Source organism: Kribbella sp. NPDC002412 (assembly GCF_053592935.1).
The window spans coordinates 15570-32185 of sequence record NZ_JBSFBL010000020.1 but is presented as its reverse complement, the minus strand read 5'-3'; the positions used below and the strand labels follow the sequence as shown (position 1 = coordinate 32185).

The 16616-nt window shown below is 67.6% G+C and carries 12 protein-coding genes; 7 read left to right on the top strand and 5 right to left on the bottom strand.

The genetic code is table 11. The features are described from left to right. Positions 1-4: 4 nt before the first annotated feature. The 5 genes from ACWCOV_RS17930 to ACWCOV_RS17910 all read right to left on the bottom strand — a co-directional run bounded on the left by ACWCOV_RS17930 (position 5) and on the right by ACWCOV_RS17910 (position 5859). The gene (locus tag ACWCOV_RS17930) at positions 5-1384 is read right to left on the bottom strand and encodes a DUF4331 domain-containing protein (protein ID WP_449830378.1); all 1380 of its coding nucleotides are present in this window, start codon (positions 1382-1384) and stop codon (positions 5-7) included. A gap of 15 nt (positions 1385-1399) precedes the next feature. Further along, positions 1400-1678 carry a twin-arginine translocation signal domain-containing protein gene (locus tag ACWCOV_RS17925; RefSeq protein WP_449830377.1) on the bottom strand — a complete coding sequence of 93 codons (279 nt, stop codon included), beginning with the start codon at positions 1676-1678 and terminating at the stop codon, positions 1400-1402. Positions 1679-1773: 95 nt separating this feature from the next. Then, positions 1774-3807 (bottom strand): alpha-galactosidase, encoded by a 2034-nt coding sequence (locus ACWCOV_RS17920; protein WP_449830376.1) that lies wholly within the window; start codon positions 3805-3807, stop codon positions 1774-1776. A 10-nt stretch (positions 3808-3817) separates the two neighbouring features. Then, positions 3818-4543 (bottom strand): FadR/GntR family transcriptional regulator, encoded by a 726-nt coding sequence (locus ACWCOV_RS17915; protein ID WP_449830375.1) that lies wholly within the window; start codon positions 4541-4543, stop codon positions 3818-3820. Beyond that, on the bottom strand, positions 4540-5859 hold the full coding sequence (locus ACWCOV_RS17910; RefSeq protein ID WP_449830374.1) for an L-fuconate dehydratase: 1320 nt from the start codon (positions 5857-5859) through the stop codon (positions 4540-4542). Before ACWCOV_RS17910 ends, ACWCOV_RS17915 begins: the two co-directional genes overlap by 4 nt. Before the next feature lie 137 nt (positions 5860-5996). Between ACWCOV_RS17910 and ACWCOV_RS17905 the strand changes: the two genes are divergently transcribed. The 7 genes from ACWCOV_RS17905 (at position 5997) to ACWCOV_RS17875 (ending at position 16440) form a co-directional block, all read left to right on the top strand. Continuing rightward, a complete protein-coding gene (locus ACWCOV_RS17905; protein WP_449830373.1) occupies positions 5997-8369 on the top strand; it encodes a glycoside hydrolase family 95 protein in 2373 nt (790 codons plus the stop codon). A 26-nt stretch (positions 8370-8395) separates the two neighbouring features. Then, positions 8396-9388 (top strand): ABC transporter permease, encoded by a 993-nt coding sequence (locus ACWCOV_RS17900; protein WP_449830372.1) that lies wholly within the window; start codon positions 8396-8398, stop codon positions 9386-9388. Then, positions 9385-10335 (top strand): carbohydrate ABC transporter permease, encoded by a 951-nt coding sequence (locus ACWCOV_RS17895; RefSeq protein WP_449830371.1) that lies wholly within the window; start codon positions 9385-9387, stop codon positions 10333-10335. The genes ACWCOV_RS17900 and ACWCOV_RS17895 overlap by 4 nt, the downstream gene beginning before the upstream one ends. Positions 10336-10371: 36 nt before the next feature. Next, the gene (locus ACWCOV_RS17890; RefSeq protein ID WP_449830370.1) at positions 10372-12054 is read left to right on the top strand and encodes an ABC transporter substrate-binding protein; all 1683 of its coding nucleotides are present in this window, start codon (positions 10372-10374) and stop codon (positions 12052-12054) included. Positions 12055-12120: 66 nt separating this feature from the next. Beyond that, positions 12121-13557: an alpha-L-fucosidase gene (locus tag ACWCOV_RS17885; RefSeq protein WP_449830369.1), complete on the top strand. Its 1437-nt coding sequence runs from the start codon at positions 12121-12123 to the stop codon at positions 13555-13557. Continuing rightward, positions 13448-15472: a beta-L-arabinofuranosidase domain-containing protein gene (locus ACWCOV_RS17880; protein ID WP_449830368.1), complete on the top strand. Its 2025-nt coding sequence runs from the start codon at positions 13448-13450 to the stop codon at positions 15470-15472. Before ACWCOV_RS17885 ends, ACWCOV_RS17880 begins: the two co-directional genes overlap by 110 nt. Further along, a complete protein-coding gene (locus ACWCOV_RS17875; protein WP_449830367.1) occupies positions 15469-16440 on the top strand; it encodes a glycoside hydrolase family 43 protein in 972 nt (323 codons plus the stop codon). The genes ACWCOV_RS17880 and ACWCOV_RS17875 overlap by 4 nt, the downstream gene beginning before the upstream one ends. The last annotated feature ends 176 nt before the right edge of the window (positions 16441-16616 follow it).

The following is a 16616-nucleotide window of genomic DNA, read 5'->3' as shown; positions in this document are numbered from 1 at the left end:
CCCGTCATGACGCGGCCGGCGTGCCGGGTGTGGACTGGTAGCCACCCGCGGGCGTGCCGAGGTACGGGAACCGGTCCAGCAGGGGCGGGTTCGTGTTCGACGTACCGTCCTTGATCGCCGAGGCCGCGCCATCGGGTTTGTACGACGGGTCGACCAACGGGATCGTGAGTCCGGCGACCGCGCGCAGCTCGACTGTGACAACGTCGTCGATCAGCCTGCGCCCGTTGGGGAATCCGGCCGGGTCGCCCGCCACCAGACCGAGCGGGTTCGGCGACGAGGTCGGCGGCACGGCCACGTTCAGGCGCAGCAGGTCGGCCTGGACCGGGCCGGTGAAGTTCTGGAAGCCGGGGACGACGCCCTTCGGGATGCCGGTCAGCAGGATCGCGGCGAGGTCGGCGCGGTCCTTCTTGTACGCCGCCAGGTTCGGGAACACGCCGGGGTAGAGCACCGGCAGCAATCCGGCGAGCTCGGGTTTGGCGACGTACTTGGCGAACCGCTTGTCCTCCGACGGCGGCCGGCTGTTCCACCGGTCCTTGTCGGCCATCGGCACGATCACCTCGTTGAACAGCGGGTTCGCCAGCCGCGACACCTGCCGGTAAGGGCCGTGCCACATCCGGGTGCCGCGTTCGCCGTCGATCAGCGCGGACTGCCGGCGGCTCGCGCTCGCGTAGACCCCGATGACCGACTTCGGGTCGAGTACGTCGGTCGGCCGGCGGCCGTCCCGGGTCAGGTCGGTGATCGGGACCTGCAGCGCGATGGTGTGCACGTTCGAACCCTGCAGCCCGTTGACACCGACTGCTGCCGCGGACGGGATCAGGTGTGCCATCTGGAACGGGCGGAGCGTGCCCAGGTCGAAGATGCTGCCCAGGTCGGCGTAGAACGCGTCGGCGCGCTGACCGGCGAACACCTTGCGGTTGCGGCCGATCGTGTGGACGGCCTTGGCGGCCAGCCTTGCGTAGTCCGGCGTACTGCGGACTCCGACGTTGACCGGGGGAGCGGCCAGGTCGCGGGCGAGGATCCGGGACTTGCCGTTCTCGACCCGGGTGACCGAGTAGGACTGCGGCCGGTTCCAGTTCGAGTCCCGCAGCGAGGTGATCGGGCCGGTGTTGTACAGGAACGTCTTCTTGTTCCGGATCCGGGCCTGGAAGCGGAACTGGTAGCTGATGTCGGCCTTGCCGGTCCCGCGGTTGGAGATGTGGATCTGGTACAGCACGTCGTCGCCGAACTCGTAGAAGTTCGGCCCGCCGTACGGGAGCTGGAACGGGATGAAGTTGGCGATGATCGTCACGGTGTCCGGCTGGTCCGGGCTGACGAACGCGTAGGTGTCGGTGTTGTCGGCGACCGGGTCCTTCGAGATCTCCGGTGCCTCACGGTGCGAAGACATGGCAGCTCCTCCCGATCACTTCGTCGTCACGCCGGCCAGCCGGCCGGCGAGCTCGCGATCGGTCACCAGCACTTCGCGCTCCCCGACCATGATCGCCATCCGCCCCGACCGGACGTCCTTCACGTGTACGACGAACGACTCGGCCCCCGCCAGGTCCGCCGCAGTCAACTGCTCCACGCCACCTTCAGCCCCGTGCCCCGTCAGCACCTTCGCCCCGGCCACCGCCCCCACAGCAGCCGCCGCGGTCCCCGCACCCGCGAACACCAAGAACCCCCGCCGGGTCGCGTCACTCATGCTCTTCCTCCCATCAACTGAACTGACGCAGACCCTTCGGAGCCACCCCAGGACCAGATGGGTACGAATGTGAACCGCCCAAAGACAAGTACTGGTCAGCCGACGTGGTCGGAGCGGTGGGTGACGAGTTCCAGGACGCGGGCTGATGGTTCGGCGGTGTCGGCGATGATGGTGAGGGTGTCGTCGTTCCACTCGTATGTCCAGCCGTCGGGCCGGGCCGGGAAGAGGCTCCTGACCTCACACCGCGGTAGTCGCAGATCTACCTGGGACCGTTCAGCAGAGCGGTGCCATACCGTGAGGTACGACGTTGCGGGCCCCTGCAGCCCGAGCGCCACCCACTCGTCGGTCCAGCCGGGCAGGCCCAGCGGCCAGAAGGGGACCAGTCGTGGCAGGTGGGGCAGCACGGTCCGATGGGCGGCCAGAGCCGAGCGGACCAGGTCGAGCTCGGCCTGGGTCATGCGGTCCAGGTGGCCGGACAGGTACATGCGGCCGAGGATGCCGTTGACCAGGCAGAGGGTGAACTCCTCGCGCGACATCCCGGTCTGCGGATAGGCCCAGTTGCCGGCTTGCTCGGGCAGCACGGAGGCCGGCGCCGCGGCCGCGATCGTTGCGTAGAGCAACGGATCCTGCTGGTCGGAGGTCGACTGCAGGTGCAGTCGGGAGAGCATCGCGTAGTCCATCCGCAACGCGCCGGACCCGCAGTTCTCGAGCAGCAGCCGGGGATGTCGTGCCTGGACGTCGTCCAGCCAGTCCAGCAGTGCTCGCTGGTGCTCCAGCAGGCCTTGCCCGAGCGACTGTCCGTCGGAGTCGGTGCCCGGTCCGGTCATGGTGTTGTTGTCCAGCTTGAAGAACCCGATCCCGTAGTCGGCCACCAACCGGTCGACGGTGTCGTCGAGGTGCCGGCGGGCCGCGGGGCTGCGGAGGTCGAGGAGGTGCCGGCCGTTCTCTGCGACCCGGACACCGCGCCGGCTGAGGAATGCGTCGTCCGGCAGGTCACGTGCCAGCGGCGAGTCCACGCCGACGACTTCGGGTTCGAGCCAGAGTCCGGGCACCATACCGGACTTGTGGATGCGGTCGATGACTTCGCCGAGCCCGCCCGGGAAGCGGGTGGTGGACGGCTGCCAGGCGCCGACAGTGCTCCACCAGTTGCCCTCGGCGTACCAGCCGGCGTCGATGCAGAAGTACTCCGCCCCGACTGCTGCCGCGGCGTCGATCAACGGGAGCAGCCGCTCGGTTGTCGGATCCCCCATCAGGGTGTTCATGTAGTCGTTGAAGATCACGGGCAGCTTGTCGTCGGCGGAACGGCGCCGCCGGATGGCGCGGCGCTGCCGGGTCAGCGCGGCGAAGGCGCCGTCGCGGTCACTGGCCGCAACGAGCGACACTGGCACGGTCGTGAACGGGCGGTCCGCGGTAATGGTCGCCGTCCACTGGTGCTCTTGATCGGTAGGTCCGCTGAGCAGCAGGTAACCGCCGCGCGGGGTCTCGCCGATCTCGTAGTGCCAGGGCCCGTTGTGCTCGATCTGCCAGCCCAGCGCGTACCCGTCGCGCTCCAGAACGCCGGTGGGAAGGTGCTCGCCGGTGGACCACGATCCCCGGCTCGTCACCGCGTACTGCGTGCGCGGTGGCGGATGGTGCGGCGGGCGCTGGATGTCGGGCAGTCCGATCTCGCGCAGCGGCCGGACGGACCACCTGCTCTCGGCCATCCAGTCGTTGTCGCCGGACATCAGGTCGAAGTCGACCGAGTCGGTTGCGACGACGACCGACGACAGGCTGGTCAGCTCGAGGATGCCGGGGCCGGTCAGCCGGGCCTCGGTCCAGGTGCGTACTCCGTCGGTCGCCTCGAAGTAGCTGGTGATCTGAAGCCCGGTCGTCGCGTCCTGCTGCACGATGCGGAGACTGCTGCCGGTGGCTTCGTGACTCGTGTAGCGCAGCCGGTGGCCGATGACTGTGCCGACGTGGCGGTGGGTGCTGACGGTGCGGCCGTGACCGAGCGCGGACACCTCGACGAGTGGTTGGTCGACCGGTCCGGTCGACGCCTCAGCATCCCAGTGCACGGATTCCAGCCGGACCGGGCCGTCGTCGAGACTGAACGTCAGCGTCAGGTTCGCGGTGCGCCAGGCGAAGGGCATTCAGCACTCCTCAGAGATCGGGGATGGGTTCGTGGCCGGGTGGTCGTTGGCGGAGGTAGTCCTCGACGCCGAACAGGTGGGCGGCCATGCGGACGCGAGCCCGCTCGGGGTCGCGACTGTCCAGGGCGTCGAGGATCGCCCGGTGCTCGCCGTGGGTGGCTTGGTCGGCGCCTTCCTGACTGATCGAGCGCCACAGGCGGTCCCGGGTGGTCCGGCCGCCGAGGCCCTCGATCAGGGCCGCCAGCACGGGGTTGCCGGATGCCTGGGCGATGACGCGGTGGAACGCGATGTCGTTGTCGATCAAGGCCTCGTGGTCCGGCACGCCGTCGATCAGTTCGGCCTCGGTCCGGCGCAGGATCTCGTCCGCCGCGGCGAGTGCTTCGTCGCTGATCCGGGTCGCCGCCAGTCCGGCGGCCTGAGTCTCCAGCATTCGACGTACGGCGTGCAGGTGGTGAACGCCGCTGTGGTCCTGCAAGTCCACCACGAAACCCACCGGTGCCAGCAGCAACGAGGGGTCGAGGGCGGTGACGTAGGTGCCGTCGCCCTGACGGGTCTCCAGCACGCCCATGATGGACAGCGCGCGGACGCCTTCGCGCAGCGGACCGCGGGAGACTCCCAAGGCCTCGGCGAGGTCCTTCTCGATCGGCAGCCGGTCGCCTGGCCGGAGCGCGCCGTCGACGATCAGCTTCTTGATGCCTTGGACGACGACGTCGGTCTGCGAAACACCGATCGTCATGCCACCGACTCCGCGCCGTCCCGCGAAGCCCAGTAGGACCCGGTCGGGAAGGTGTACGTCGCGAGTGACGGCCGGTGCATCTCGGCGCTGTAGCCGGGCATCGAGGGCAGCAGGTAGGCCCCGTCCCGGACCACGCACGGGTCGGTGAAGTGCTCGTGCAGGTGGTCGACGTACTCGGTGACGCGGCCGTCGAGGGAGGCGGAGACCGCCACGTAGTCGAAGATCGCGAGATGCTGGACCAGCTCGCACAGGCCGACTCCGCCGGCGTGCGGGCACACGGGCACGTCGAACGAGGCGGCCAGCAGGTAGACGGCGAGGACTTCGTTGACGCTGCCCAGCCGGGCGGCGTCGAGCTGGCAGTAGTCGATCGCGCCGGCCTGGAACAGTTGCTTGAACAGGAGCCGGTTCATGCCGTGCTCGCCGGTCGCGACGCCGATCGGCGCGACCGCACGCCGGATCGCCGCGTGGCCGAGAATGTCGTCGGGATGCGTCGGCTCCTCGATCCACAACGGGTTGAACGGCGCCAGTGCCCGGACCCAGTCGATCGCCTCCGGCACGTCCCAGACCTGGTTCGCGTCGATCATCAGGTGCCCGTCGTGGCCGAGCACCTCGCGGGCGATTCCGCACCGGCGGATGTCGTCGGTCAGGTCGGCGCCGACCTTGAGCTTGACGTGCTTGTAGCCCGCGGCCACGGCCTCTTCGCAGAGCCGGCGCAACTTGTCGTCGGAGTACCCGAGCCAGCCCGCCGACGTGGTGTAGCACGGGTACCCGCCGGCCTCGAGCTCCTTGATCCGCTGCGCCCGGCCAGGCTCGCGGTCGGCGAGCAGGGCGATCGCCTGCTCCGGCGTGAGCACGTCCGACAGGTACCGCAGGTCGGCCGCCGCGACCAGTTCCTCGGGTGACATGTCGGCCAGGAGTCGCCACAGCGGCTTCCCGGCGCGTCGGGCGGCCAGGTCCCAGACCGCGTTCATGACGGCGGCCAGCGCCAGATGGACGACGCCCTTGTCCGGCCCGAGCCAGCGCAGCTGCGTGTCCGACTGGAGCTCCCGGTAGATCCCACCCAGATCGGCGCTGAGCTCGTCGACGTCCCGCCCGACCAGTGCACGGCCGCGCTGTTCCGCGGCCGCGACGCACAGGTCGTTGCCGCGCCCGATCGTGAAGGTGAAGCCGTGTCCGGCCAGCGCCGGGTCGTCGGTGTGCAGTACGACGTACGCGGCCGAGTAGTCGCCGTCCTTGTTCATCGCGTCGGAGCCGTCGCGGGTGAGCGAGGTCGGGAAACGAACGTCGACGACCTCGACCGACGTGATGCGTGGCATGAGACCCCCTGTGCTCCGATAGGTAAGATGATTTGGCATCCAGATGCGGCTCAGTATGGACCATCTGCCGTCACAGCGCTACGATCCCCAGAATTCGTATGACGATTAAGCACCATCACACTCGATGGAGGCCTGGGATGAGCGACCTGGTGGGCTCGGACCGGACGGATGGGTCCTCGCTGCGCTACGACCGGCCGGCCGGAACCTGGCTGGAGGCGTTGCCGCTCGGCAACGGGCGGATCGGGGCGATGTGCTTCGGCGGGGTCGGAGCCGACCGGATCGGCCTGAACGACGAGACCTGCTGGTCCGGCGGTCCGGAGACGGCGCGGAGGCTGTCGGAGCCGCTCGGCGCCGTCGGAGCCGAGGCCGTGCAGGCAGTCCGCTCGGCTCTGGCCGCCGGCGACCTCCGGCGCGCGCATCAACTGGCCGGTGGATTCCATTCCGGCTACTCGCAGGCGTATCTGCCGCTCGGCGATCTGCTGCTGGACGTCGCGGTCGGCGGCTCCACGCCGGCTGCCGAGGAGGTGACGCAGTACCGCAGGCGGCTCGACCTCGACACCGCGACGGCGGTGGCGGAGTACGAGATCGGGGGAGTGGCCGTCCGGCAGGACGTGTTCGTGAGCGCACCGGCCGGGGTGCTCGTGCTGCGAATGACTGCGTCGAAACCGGCTGCGCTCAGCGTGACCGCGCGGCTCACCTCGCAGTTGCGATCGCGACCGCACCTGGTCGCCGACGGGGCCGGTCTGCTGCTTCAGGCTCCGGCCGATGTCGCCCCGCCGCATCGCGACGTGCCGGAGCCGATCCGGTACTCCGACGGCCCGGATCGCGGGATGGCAGCGGCGATCGCGTTGCGCGCACGGACCGATGGTGCGGTGGCCGCCGACGAGTCCGGTCTGACCATCCGTGGAGCCGGCGAGCTGATGCTGATCCTCTCCACCGCGACCGGGTACGACGGTCCGTCAGCTGTGCCGACCCGGACGGCGGAGGAGTGCTGGGCGGCCGCCGACGAGAAGGTGCGCGCCGCACTCGGCCGTGAGTACGGCGAACTGGCCGCCGAGCACACCGAGGACCACCAGGGGTTGTTCCGCCGCGCGTCGCTCGAGCTGGCCGGTCCCGCGGACGTGGCGGATCTGCCCACCGACGTGCGGTTGTCCCAGCACGGCGACGACCCCGCGCTGGCCGCGCTGGTGTTCAACTACGGCCGCTACCTGATGATCGCCGGCTCGCGCCCCGGCGGGCTGCCGACCAATCTGCAGGGGATCTGGAACGACATCCTCCGGCCGCCGTGGAGCTCCAACTTCACGGTCAACATCAACACCGAGATGAACTACTGGCCGGCCGAGACGACGAATCTTTCCGAATGCCATGAGCCGCTGCTCGACCTCGTCGGCCACCTCGCCGAGGCAGGCCGCAGTACGGCGAGAGAGCGGTACGGCTGCGGCGGCTGGACGGCTCACCACAACGCCGACGCGTGGTGCTGGACGCTTCCGGTCGAGGGAGACCCCCGGTGGTCGAACTGGCCGATGGCCGGCGCCTGGCTGGTCCGCCACCTCTGGGACCACTACGCGTTCACCGGCGACCTGGAGTTCCTCGAACGGGCCTGGCCGGTGCTGCGGGGCGCCGCGGAATTCTGCCTCGACTGGCTGGTCGAGCTGCCGGACGGGAGTCTGGGCACGTCGCCGTCCACGTCGCCGGAGAACGACTACCTCGCCGACGACGGCAAGCCCGCGTCGGTCACGGTCTCGGCGACGATGGACCTGGCGCTGATCGCTGACCTGTTCGACCGGTGTGCGCAGACCGCCGGACTGCTCGGGTTGATCGATCCATTGGTGGAGCGACTCGTGCTGGCCCGCAAGCGGATCCCGGACCCGCCGATCGGTGGCCAAGGGCAACTGCAGGAGTGGGCCGCGGACCTGCCCGAGGAGGACCCGCACCACCGGCACATGTCGCATCTCGTCGGCCTGCACCCCGGCGATGCGATCACACCGGACGGCACACCGGCCCTCGCGGCCGCGGCAGCCCGCACGCTCGACCTCCGGGGCGATCAGGCCACCGGCTGGTCGCTGGCCTGGAAGATCAACCTGCGGGCCCGGCTGCGCGACGCGGCCGGGGCGCATCGGCTGGTGCGTGCCTTTCTGAGCCCAGCCGACGACACCTCGACGGACTACGTGGGCAGCGGCGCGGGGGTCTATCCGAACCTGTTCTGCGCGCACCCGCCGTTCCAGATCGACGGCAACTTCGGAGCGACCGCGGGGATCGCGGAGATGTTGCTGCAGAGCCATACCGGCGAGATCGAGGTGCTGCCGGCCCGGCCGGACGACTGGCCGATGGGCCGGGTGACGGGCCTGCGTGCCCGTGGCGGCGTCACCGTCGCCATCGCCTGGAACACCGAGGGCATCGACGTGGTGCTCACCGCGGATCAGGACCAGGAACGCGTCGTCCGCTACGGCGGCGAGCGGGTCATGGTCCAGCTGAGAGCCCGCACCGCCCACCGTCTCAGCTTGAGCTGACCGGGCCGAGGAAGGAGGAGACCCTGATGGCAGTCCTGACCAGCATCCCGCCGCCCGTCGGCGAGGCACCACCGCAACAGCGTCGGCGCCGGCGTCGTGAACGCACCACTCTCACCGGTCTGCAACGGAGTCTGCGCCGGCACTGGACGCTCTATCTCCTGATGATCGTGCCGCTCACCTGGTTCGTGGTGTTCAAGTACATCCCGATGTCGAACGCCGTCCTGGCGTTCAAGAACTACAACGTGGTGGCCGGCATCTGGGGTAGCGAGTGGATCGGCTGGCGCAACTTCCAGTTGTTCTTCGAAAACCCGGTGTTCTGGAACCTGCTGAAGAACACCTTCCTGCTGTCGGTCTACACGGTGGCCGCCAGCTTCCCGCTCGCGATCATCCTCGCGCTCGCACTGAACGAGGTCCGCACCGGGTTGTTCAAGAAGACCGTCCAGCTGGTGACGTACGCGCCGTACTTCATCTCCACCGTGGTCGTCGTCTCGATGACGATCCTGGTGCTGTCGCCGCGGCTGGGCATCGTCAACGAGGGGCTCGGGTTCTTCGGCGTACCGGCGGTGGACTTCCTCGGGAATCCGGACTACTTCCGGCACATCTACGTCTGGTCGGACGTCTGGCAGACGACCGGGTACTCGGCGGTGATCTACCTCGCGGCCCTGGCCGGGATCGATCCGGCGCTGCACGAGGCCGCCAAGGTCGACGGCGCCGGACGGCTCCGGCGGATCATGCACGTGGACCTGCCCGGCATCATGCCGACCGCGGTGATCATCCTGGTGCTTGCTGTCGGCAACATCATGGCGATCGGGTTCGAGAAGGCCTTCCTGTTCCAGAACCCGCTGAACCTCAGTGAGTCCGAGATCATCGCCACCTACGTGTACAAGACCGGACTGCTGAACGCCGACTTCAGCCTGGCCACTGCCGTCGGTCTGTTCAACTCCGTCATCAACCTGGTTCTGCTGCTGGGGGTCAACATGATCGCCAAGCGCATCACCGGAAACGGACTGTGGTCATGAGCGCCGGGAGCGAGACCGCGACGCGGGTGAGCGCGCGGAAGGAGCGCCGCGCGTCTCGGGCTCGGCGGATCCGGGAATCGCGCACGGACCGGATCTTCATGTTCTGTGTCTATCTGCTGCTGGCGGTGTTCCTGGCGGTGGTTCTGATGCCGCTGCTCTACATCGTGGCGAGTTCGTTCAGCAGCCCCGAGGCAGTGTCGGCCGGCCGGGTGCTGTTCTGGCCGGTGGAGTTCTCGCTGCGCGGGTACGACGCGGTGTTCGAGAACCCGCAGATCCTCCGCGGCTACGCGAACTCGTTGTTCTACACGGTCGTCGGCACGATCGTCAGTGTCGTGATGACGATCGCGATCGCGTATCCGATGTCGCGCCGTACGCTGGTCGGGCGAAACCTGGTGATGAGCCTGATCGTGTTCACCATGCTGTTCACCGGCGGGCTGATCCCGACGTACCTGGTGGTCCAGCAGGTCGGGCTGCTCGACACCCGGTGGGCGCTGATCGTCCCGCAGGCCATCGGGGTCTGGCAGGTCATCATCGCCCGGACGTACTTCCGCACCGTGATCCCGGACGAGCTGGCCGAGGCCGCCCAGCTGGACGGCTGCGGCGACCTGCGGTTCCTGTGGTCGGTGGTGATTCCGCTGGCCAAGCCGATGATCGCGGTGGTCGCGCTGATGTACGCGATCACGCAGTGGAACTCGTACTTCGACGCGCTGATCTACCTGAAGAACCCGGACCTGTTCCCGCTGCAGCTCGTGCTGCGCAACATCCTGATCCTCAACACCTACAGCGGCGGCGCGATCGACGCTTCCGTCGTCCTCCAACGGCAGCAACTGGCCGATCTGCTCAAGTACTCGCTGATCGTCGTGGCCAGTGTGCCAGTGCTGCTCATCTACCCGTTCGTGGCGCGCTATTTCACCAAGGGAATCATGATCGGCGCCGTCAAGGGCTGATCCTTCGCACCATCTCTACCCCCTGTGAGGGACAACATGACAACTCAGCTCAGGAGAACCAGATCGGCGGCGGTCGCCGGGCTCTGCGTGCTGGCACTCGCCCTGGCCGCGTGCAGCGGGTCTGGCACGACCGCGGAGGAGAGCAAGCCGCTGCCCACCGTGACCGGCAACCCGGCCGTGACACTGGACGTCTTCGCACCCCAGGCCGCGGACTGGAACCTGGCCACGAACGACTTCACCCAGAAGGTCAAGAAGCAGTTCAACATCAGTTTCAAGTGGCAGACCACCACGTTCGACGGCGGGCCGGCCAAGGAGAAGCGGCAGATCTCGCTGGCCAGCGGTGACTACCCGGACCTGTACCTGCTGATCCCGTGGGTCGACCAGTTCACCCCGGCCGAGCTGCTCAAGCTGGGCAACCAGGGTGTCCTCGTACCGCTGAACCAGCTGATCGACCAGTACGGGCCGAACATCAAGAAGGCCCTCGACGCGGAGCCGGAGTGGAAGGCGATGGCGACCGCGCCGGACGGCAAGATCTACGGCATGCCGCAGTGGGTGGACTGCTACCACTGCTCGTACCAGGGCAAGCTGTGGATGAACACGGCCTGGCTGAAGAAGCTCGGACTCGAGCAGCCGAAGACCACCGAAGACATGCGCAAGGTGCTGCAGGCCTTCAAGACCCAGGACCCGAACGGGAACGGGAAGGCCGACGAGATCCCGCTCAGCGCGAGCGTGCGAGACGCACTGATCCCGTACTTCATGAACGCCTTCATCTACAACCCGCAGGGCACCAGCGGCAACAACAACTCGACCCTGGTCCTGAAGGACGGCAAGGTCGACCTGCAGGCCAACAAGGACGGCTGGCGTGAGGGTCTGGCGTACATGAACTCGCTCTACAAGGAGGGCCTGATCGACAAGGGCGCCTTCACCCAGAACCCGGACGCGCTGCAGCAGCAGGGTGACAGCGGCAAGGAGCCTCTCCTCGGCTCGGCGGCAGTGCTGCACCTGGGCATCGCGGTCAGCAACCTGCCTGACGGTCGGCAGAAGCAGTACGACGCCGTTCCGCCGCTCACCGGACCGAAAGGGGTGAACCACACCGGGTACAACTTCCCGAGCGCGCCGGGTGCGACGTTCGTGCTGACGAACAAGGCCACCCAGGAGGAGCAGATCCAGGCGATCAAGCTGCTCGACTACATCTTCACCGACGAAGGGCAGATGAACGCCTTCTGGGGCACCGAGGGCAAGACCTGGGTGAGACCACAGCCCGGAGACGTCGCGCTCGACAAGTCGCTGAAGCCGACGTTCAAGGTGATCCCGCAGCCAGAGGGCGGTACTCCGCCGAACTCCGGGTGGCAGGCGCTGGCGCAGTACAACAACACCGAGAAGTACCGCAACTCCGAGGCGATCGCGACCGACATCTACAGCCCGGCCGGGTACGAGCGGCGGTTGTTCGAGGCAACCAAGCTGTACGAGGGCAAGGAGGACAAGTCGCTGATCTACCCGTACTGGAAGGTGTGGATCGACCCGTCCCTGGCCGGTGAGGTCGCCACCTTGCAGACCAACATCGAGAACTACGTGCAGCAGAACGCCCTGCAGTTCATCACCGGCTCGAAGAACATCGACAGTGAGTGGGACTCCTACGTGAAGGGCCTGGAGGGCCTCGGCCTGAAGCGTTACCTCGAGATCCAGCAGGCCGCCTACGACAAGATGCCCAACAAGTAGGTCAACCGTGAGCCGGCCGGAGTGGACCGGCCGGCTCACCCTCCCATCACCGACCAGGAGCGACCAGTGCTGTTCGACGCAACGTTCGAGTCCCTGTCCACGTTCGAGTGCCCGGACTGGTTCCGGGACGCGAAACTCGGCATCTGGTCGCACTGGGGACCGCAGTCGGTGCCGCGGTACGGCGATTGGTACGCGCGCAACATGTATCGGGAAGGCTCCGACCAGTACCGGTACCACCTGCGGACCTACGGACACCCGTCGCAGTTCGGCTACAAGGACGTCATACGGCAGTGGAGGGCGGAGCGGTTCGATCCGGATGCCCTGATGGACCAGTTCGTGGCCGCGGGCGCCCGGTACTTCGTGGCGCAGGCCGTGCACCACGACAACTTCTTCAACTACGAGTCGTCGGTGAATCGCTGGAACTCCGCGAAGATCGGGCCGGGCAAGGACATCCTGGCTTTGTGGAAGGCTGCCGCGGACGAGCGCGGACTGCCGTTCGGGATCACCGAGCATCTCGGCGCCGCGTTGGGGTGGACGGCGGTCAACAAGGGCAGTGACCAGCATGGGCCGCTCGCCGGCGTGCCGTACGACGGCGCCGATCCCGCCAACCTGGACCTGTACCTCGACAACAGCCGCTACCTGCCCGAGCGGGATGTCGAGGTTCCGGACCCGTGGTACTGCGACGATGCCGAGTGGCACAAGTACTGGCTCGAGTCGGTCACCGAGATGATCGACCGCTACCAGCCCGACCTGCTGTACTCCGACGGGCCGCTGCCGTTCGGCGAGGTCGGATACGCACCGGGGCTCAGCGCGGTCGCACGTCTCTACAACACCAGCGCGCAGATTCACGGAGCGAACCGGGCCGTCTACCAGCAGAAGGACCGTCGGCCCGAGGTGAGCGCGGTCGGTGTGCTGGACATCGAACGGAGTCAGACTCCCGGCATCTATCCGGCGCCGTGGCAGACCGATACCTCGGTCGGCGACTGGTTCTACAACGTCCGCGACGTCTACAAGACCGCGGGACACGTGATCGAGATGCTCGTCGACATCGTGTCGAAGAACGGCAACCTGTTGCTCAATGTGCCGCAGTTGCCGGACGGCACGCTCGATGTCGAGTGCACGCAATTGCTCGACGACCTCGGTACGTGGATCCGGGTGTGCGGCGAAGGCATCTACGGCACGAGACCCTTCCGCGTGTTCGGCGAAGGGCCGTCGGGTGTGGTCATCCGTGGATTCACCGAAGACCGGGTGAACTGGACGAGCTCCGACTTCCGCTTCACGCGCAAGCACAACACCCTCTACGCGTTCCAGATGGGTTGGCCGGACGACGGCCGCGCCGTGATCCGCAGCCTCGCCGACCATGAGGTGGTGAGCGGCGTCCGCCTGCTCGGCCATGGTCGCGTTCCCTTCGAGCAGGCGCACGGAATTCTGGTGGTCCGGCTGCCCGAGGCACGTCCGGTCGATGTCGCGAACTGCCTCGCTGTCGACCTCCGCGTCGGCTGACATGAATGGATTGCTGCGCACTGTCCGTGCGTCGGGCGGTCGAACGAGGCTGTCGGATGGGCCGGCCAGGCATCGATGGTTGCTCAGCGCTCGCTATCTTCGCAGCCTCAGCGCCGACAACCTGCTGCGGCCCTACCGGGCCGAGGCCGGTCTGTGGAGCTACTCCGGCTCGTGGGGCACGACGGTGGGCGGTGTGTCGCCCGATGGCCCGGAGACGTGGCACTGGGGATGGGAGTCGCCGACCTGCGATCTGCGCGGCCACATCCTCGGGCATTGGCTGTCCGCAGCGGCGCGGGTCGGCGAGTACGACGGCGAGGTGGCGGCACGAGCCGCGACCATCGTCGGCGAGCTCGCGACCTGCCAGCAGGCCAACGGAGGGCAATGGGCAGGTTCCATCCCACCGGCGTACTTCGACCGCCTGGCCGCGGGTCGTGAGGTGTGGGCACCGCAGTACGTCGTACACAAGACGCTGATGGGGTTGCTCGACCAGTATCGGTTCGCCGGCAACGAAGAGGCCCTGGAGGTAGCATCTGCCTTCGCCGGGTGGTTCCACACCTGGACCGATGGACTGTCCCGACAGCAGCTCGACGACATCCTCGACCGCGAGACAGGCGGCATGCTCGAGGTCTGGGCGGACCTCCTCGCGTTCACCGGCGATCAGCCGGCCGCGGACCTGATCCAGCGGTACGACCGGCGGCGGTTCTTCGAGCCACTGCTCGCCGGTGCCGATGTGCTGACGAACAAGCATGCCAACACACAGATCGTTGAGGTTCTGGGCGCGGCCAGGGCCTGGGAGGTCACCGGAGAACAGCGGTGGCGCGACATCGTGGAAGCCTTCTGGGACTCTGCTGTCGACGCACGCGGAACCTACTGCACCGGAGGTAGCAGCTGCGGTGAGGTGTGGCAGCCGACCGGCGAACAGTCCGCACGTCTGCACGCGGTCCAGGAGCACTGCCTGGTCTACAACCTAATGCGCCTCGCCGCCGTACTGTTCCGGTGGACCGGCGATCACCGCTACGGGGATTACTGGGAACGCAATCTGGTCAACGGGATCTGGGCGCAACAACATCCAGACACGGGCATGCCGGCGTACTTCTTGCCTTTGGCAACTGCGAGCCGCAAACAGTGGGGGCGGCCGACGGAGGACTTCTGGTGCTGTCACGGCACTCTGCTCCAAGCACATGCCTCGGTCGACGAGGCCGCGGTGTTCGTCGACGACACGGGGATCTCGATCTGCCAGTACCTGGACTCGGTCGCGTCCTGGACCGATCTGTTCGGTGGCCTCGTCGAGCTCGCGATCGCCGCGGACACCGACCAGGGGGTCGCTCTCGGGCAACGGCAGACCTTCCACGGTGCCGCCGGAATCCAGGAGCTGTCGACACGACCGCTGCCGGGCCGGCGGCCGAACGACCGGGTCTACGTCGTCGACGTACGGTGCGAGCGACCGTCCGCCTTCGAGGTCCGGCTCCGGGTCCCGAGCTGGGCTGCCGGTTCGCCGGTGCTCGAGGTGGACGGGAAGTCACGTCCGGCCGAGGTCCGGGACGGCTGGATCGTGTTGTCCCAGGTGTGGAGCTCACAACGCATCCGGCTGACCGTGCCGTCAGGACTGACCACGGTACCGTTACCCGACCGGCCGGACCTGGTGGCTTTGCTCGACGGCCCGATCGTCCTGGCCGGGCTGACCGAGCAGGAGACGCTGCTGTACGGCGATCCCGCGCAACCGACGTCCTTCCTGACACCTGATCAAGAGCGACACCACAGCTGGTGGCGGACCGGGACATACCGAACCGTCGGCCAAACCGGCGGCCTGCGTTTCATGCCACTCGCCGAGATCCGCGACGAGCCGTACACCGTGTACTTCCCGGTGCGACGGTCGCAACGATCAACGACCCAGAAGGATGACCGAGTCCGATGACGACCTATGGGGTGGCGCGGCAACAGCCCGAATACGCGGGCTACCTCTACGCGCACTTCAAACGTGAATCAGCCGACGGTGAGCAGATCTACTTCGCCTTGAGCGACGGCAACGATCCACTGCACTTCGACGACCTCAACGGCGGCAAGCCGGTCCTGTACTCCAGCTTCGGCGAATGCGGCGTCCGTGATCCGCACATTGTCCGTTCCCCGCAAGGCGACCGGTTCTACCTGGTCGCGACCGACCTGCGCCTGTACGCCAACCGCGATTGGGACCGGCACCAGCGCCGGGGCAGCCGCTCGATCATGGTCTGGGAGTCGGCGGATCTTGTGAACTGGGGGGAGGGGCGACTCGTCGAGGTCGCACCGCCCGAGGCCGGCAACACCTGGGCTCCAGAGGCGGTCTGGGACCCCGAGCAGGATGCCTACCTCGTCCACTGGTCCTCGACGCTCTACGACAACCTCGAACACGGGGGTGAGAGCTACAACCGGATCATGTCTGCGACTACCCGCGACTTCCGGGAGTTCTCCGAGCCGCGGGTGTGGATCGACCGGGGGTGGCAGACGATCGATACCACGGTGATCGACCACGAGGGCGTCTACTACCGCTTCCTGAAGGACGAACGCGGCCGCAGTGGCGATGTGCCGTTCGGCAAGTCGGTGTTCTGCGAGACCTCGACCTCCCTGACTGCCACCGAGTGGGAGCCGCTGGCCGAAGGCATCGGCCTGGGCCCGATCAGCCAGGGCGAGGGCCCTCTGGTGTACAAGTCGAACACCGAGGAGAAGTGGTACCTCTGGATCGACGAGTTCACATCCGAACGCCGGTACGTACCCTTCGAGACGACCGACCTCGCCGGCGGCGAGTGGTTCCCCGCCGAGCAACACCGCCTGCCGGATGACCCCTGTCATGGCGTCGTGCTGCCGGTGACCGCCGAAGAGTACGAGCGGCTCAGTACCGCTTGGACGTGAGGCCCGAACTTCGTCCTCCAGGTTTCCACCGACCTTCAGCTCGAGGTGCGTGTAGCCGTCGGCAACAGCGTGGCCGGCCCAAGGTCCGCAGCTTGTCGTCGGAGTAGCCCAGCGACCAGGCCCACGGAGTCCTCGTGGCCCGACTCCCCGAGACCCGTCCCCTCGACACCGCAAAC

Coding starts and splice junctions, on each gene's coding strand:
- ACWCOV_RS17930 (WP_449830378.1), bottom strand. CDS start 1,384: ATGTCTTCGCACCGTGAGGCACCGGAGATCTCGAAGGACCCGGTCGCC.
- ACWCOV_RS17925 (WP_449830377.1), bottom strand. CDS start 1,678: ATGAGTGACGCGACCCGGCGGGGGTTCTTGGTGTTCGCGGGTGCGGGG.
- ACWCOV_RS17920 (WP_449830376.1), bottom strand. CDS start 3,807: ATGCCCTTCGCCTGGCGCACCGCGAACCTGACGCTGACGTTCAGTCTC.
- ACWCOV_RS17915 (WP_449830375.1), bottom strand. CDS start 4,543: ATGACGATCGGTGTTTCGCAGACCGACGTCGTCGTCCAAGGCATCAAG.
- ACWCOV_RS17910 (WP_449830374.1), bottom strand. CDS start 5,859: ATGCCACGCATCACGTCGGTCGAGGTCGTCGACGTTCGTTTCCCGACC.
- ACWCOV_RS17905 (WP_449830373.1), top strand. CDS start 5,997: ATGAGCGACCTGGTGGGCTCGGACCGGACGGATGGGTCCTCGCTGCGC.
- ACWCOV_RS17900 (WP_449830372.1), top strand. CDS start 8,396: ATGGCAGTCCTGACCAGCATCCCGCCGCCCGTCGGCGAGGCACCACCG.
- ACWCOV_RS17895 (WP_449830371.1), top strand. CDS start 9,385: ATGAGCGCCGGGAGCGAGACCGCGACGCGGGTGAGCGCGCGGAAGGAG.
- ACWCOV_RS17890 (WP_449830370.1), top strand. CDS start 10,372: ATGACAACTCAGCTCAGGAGAACCAGATCGGCGGCGGTCGCCGGGCTC.
- ACWCOV_RS17880 (WP_449830368.1), top strand. CDS start 13,448: ATGGTCGCGTTCCCTTCGAGCAGGCGCACGGAATTCTGGTGGTCCGGC.
- ACWCOV_RS17875 (WP_449830367.1), top strand. CDS start 15,469: ATGACGACCTATGGGGTGGCGCGGCAACAGCCCGAATACGCGGGCTAC.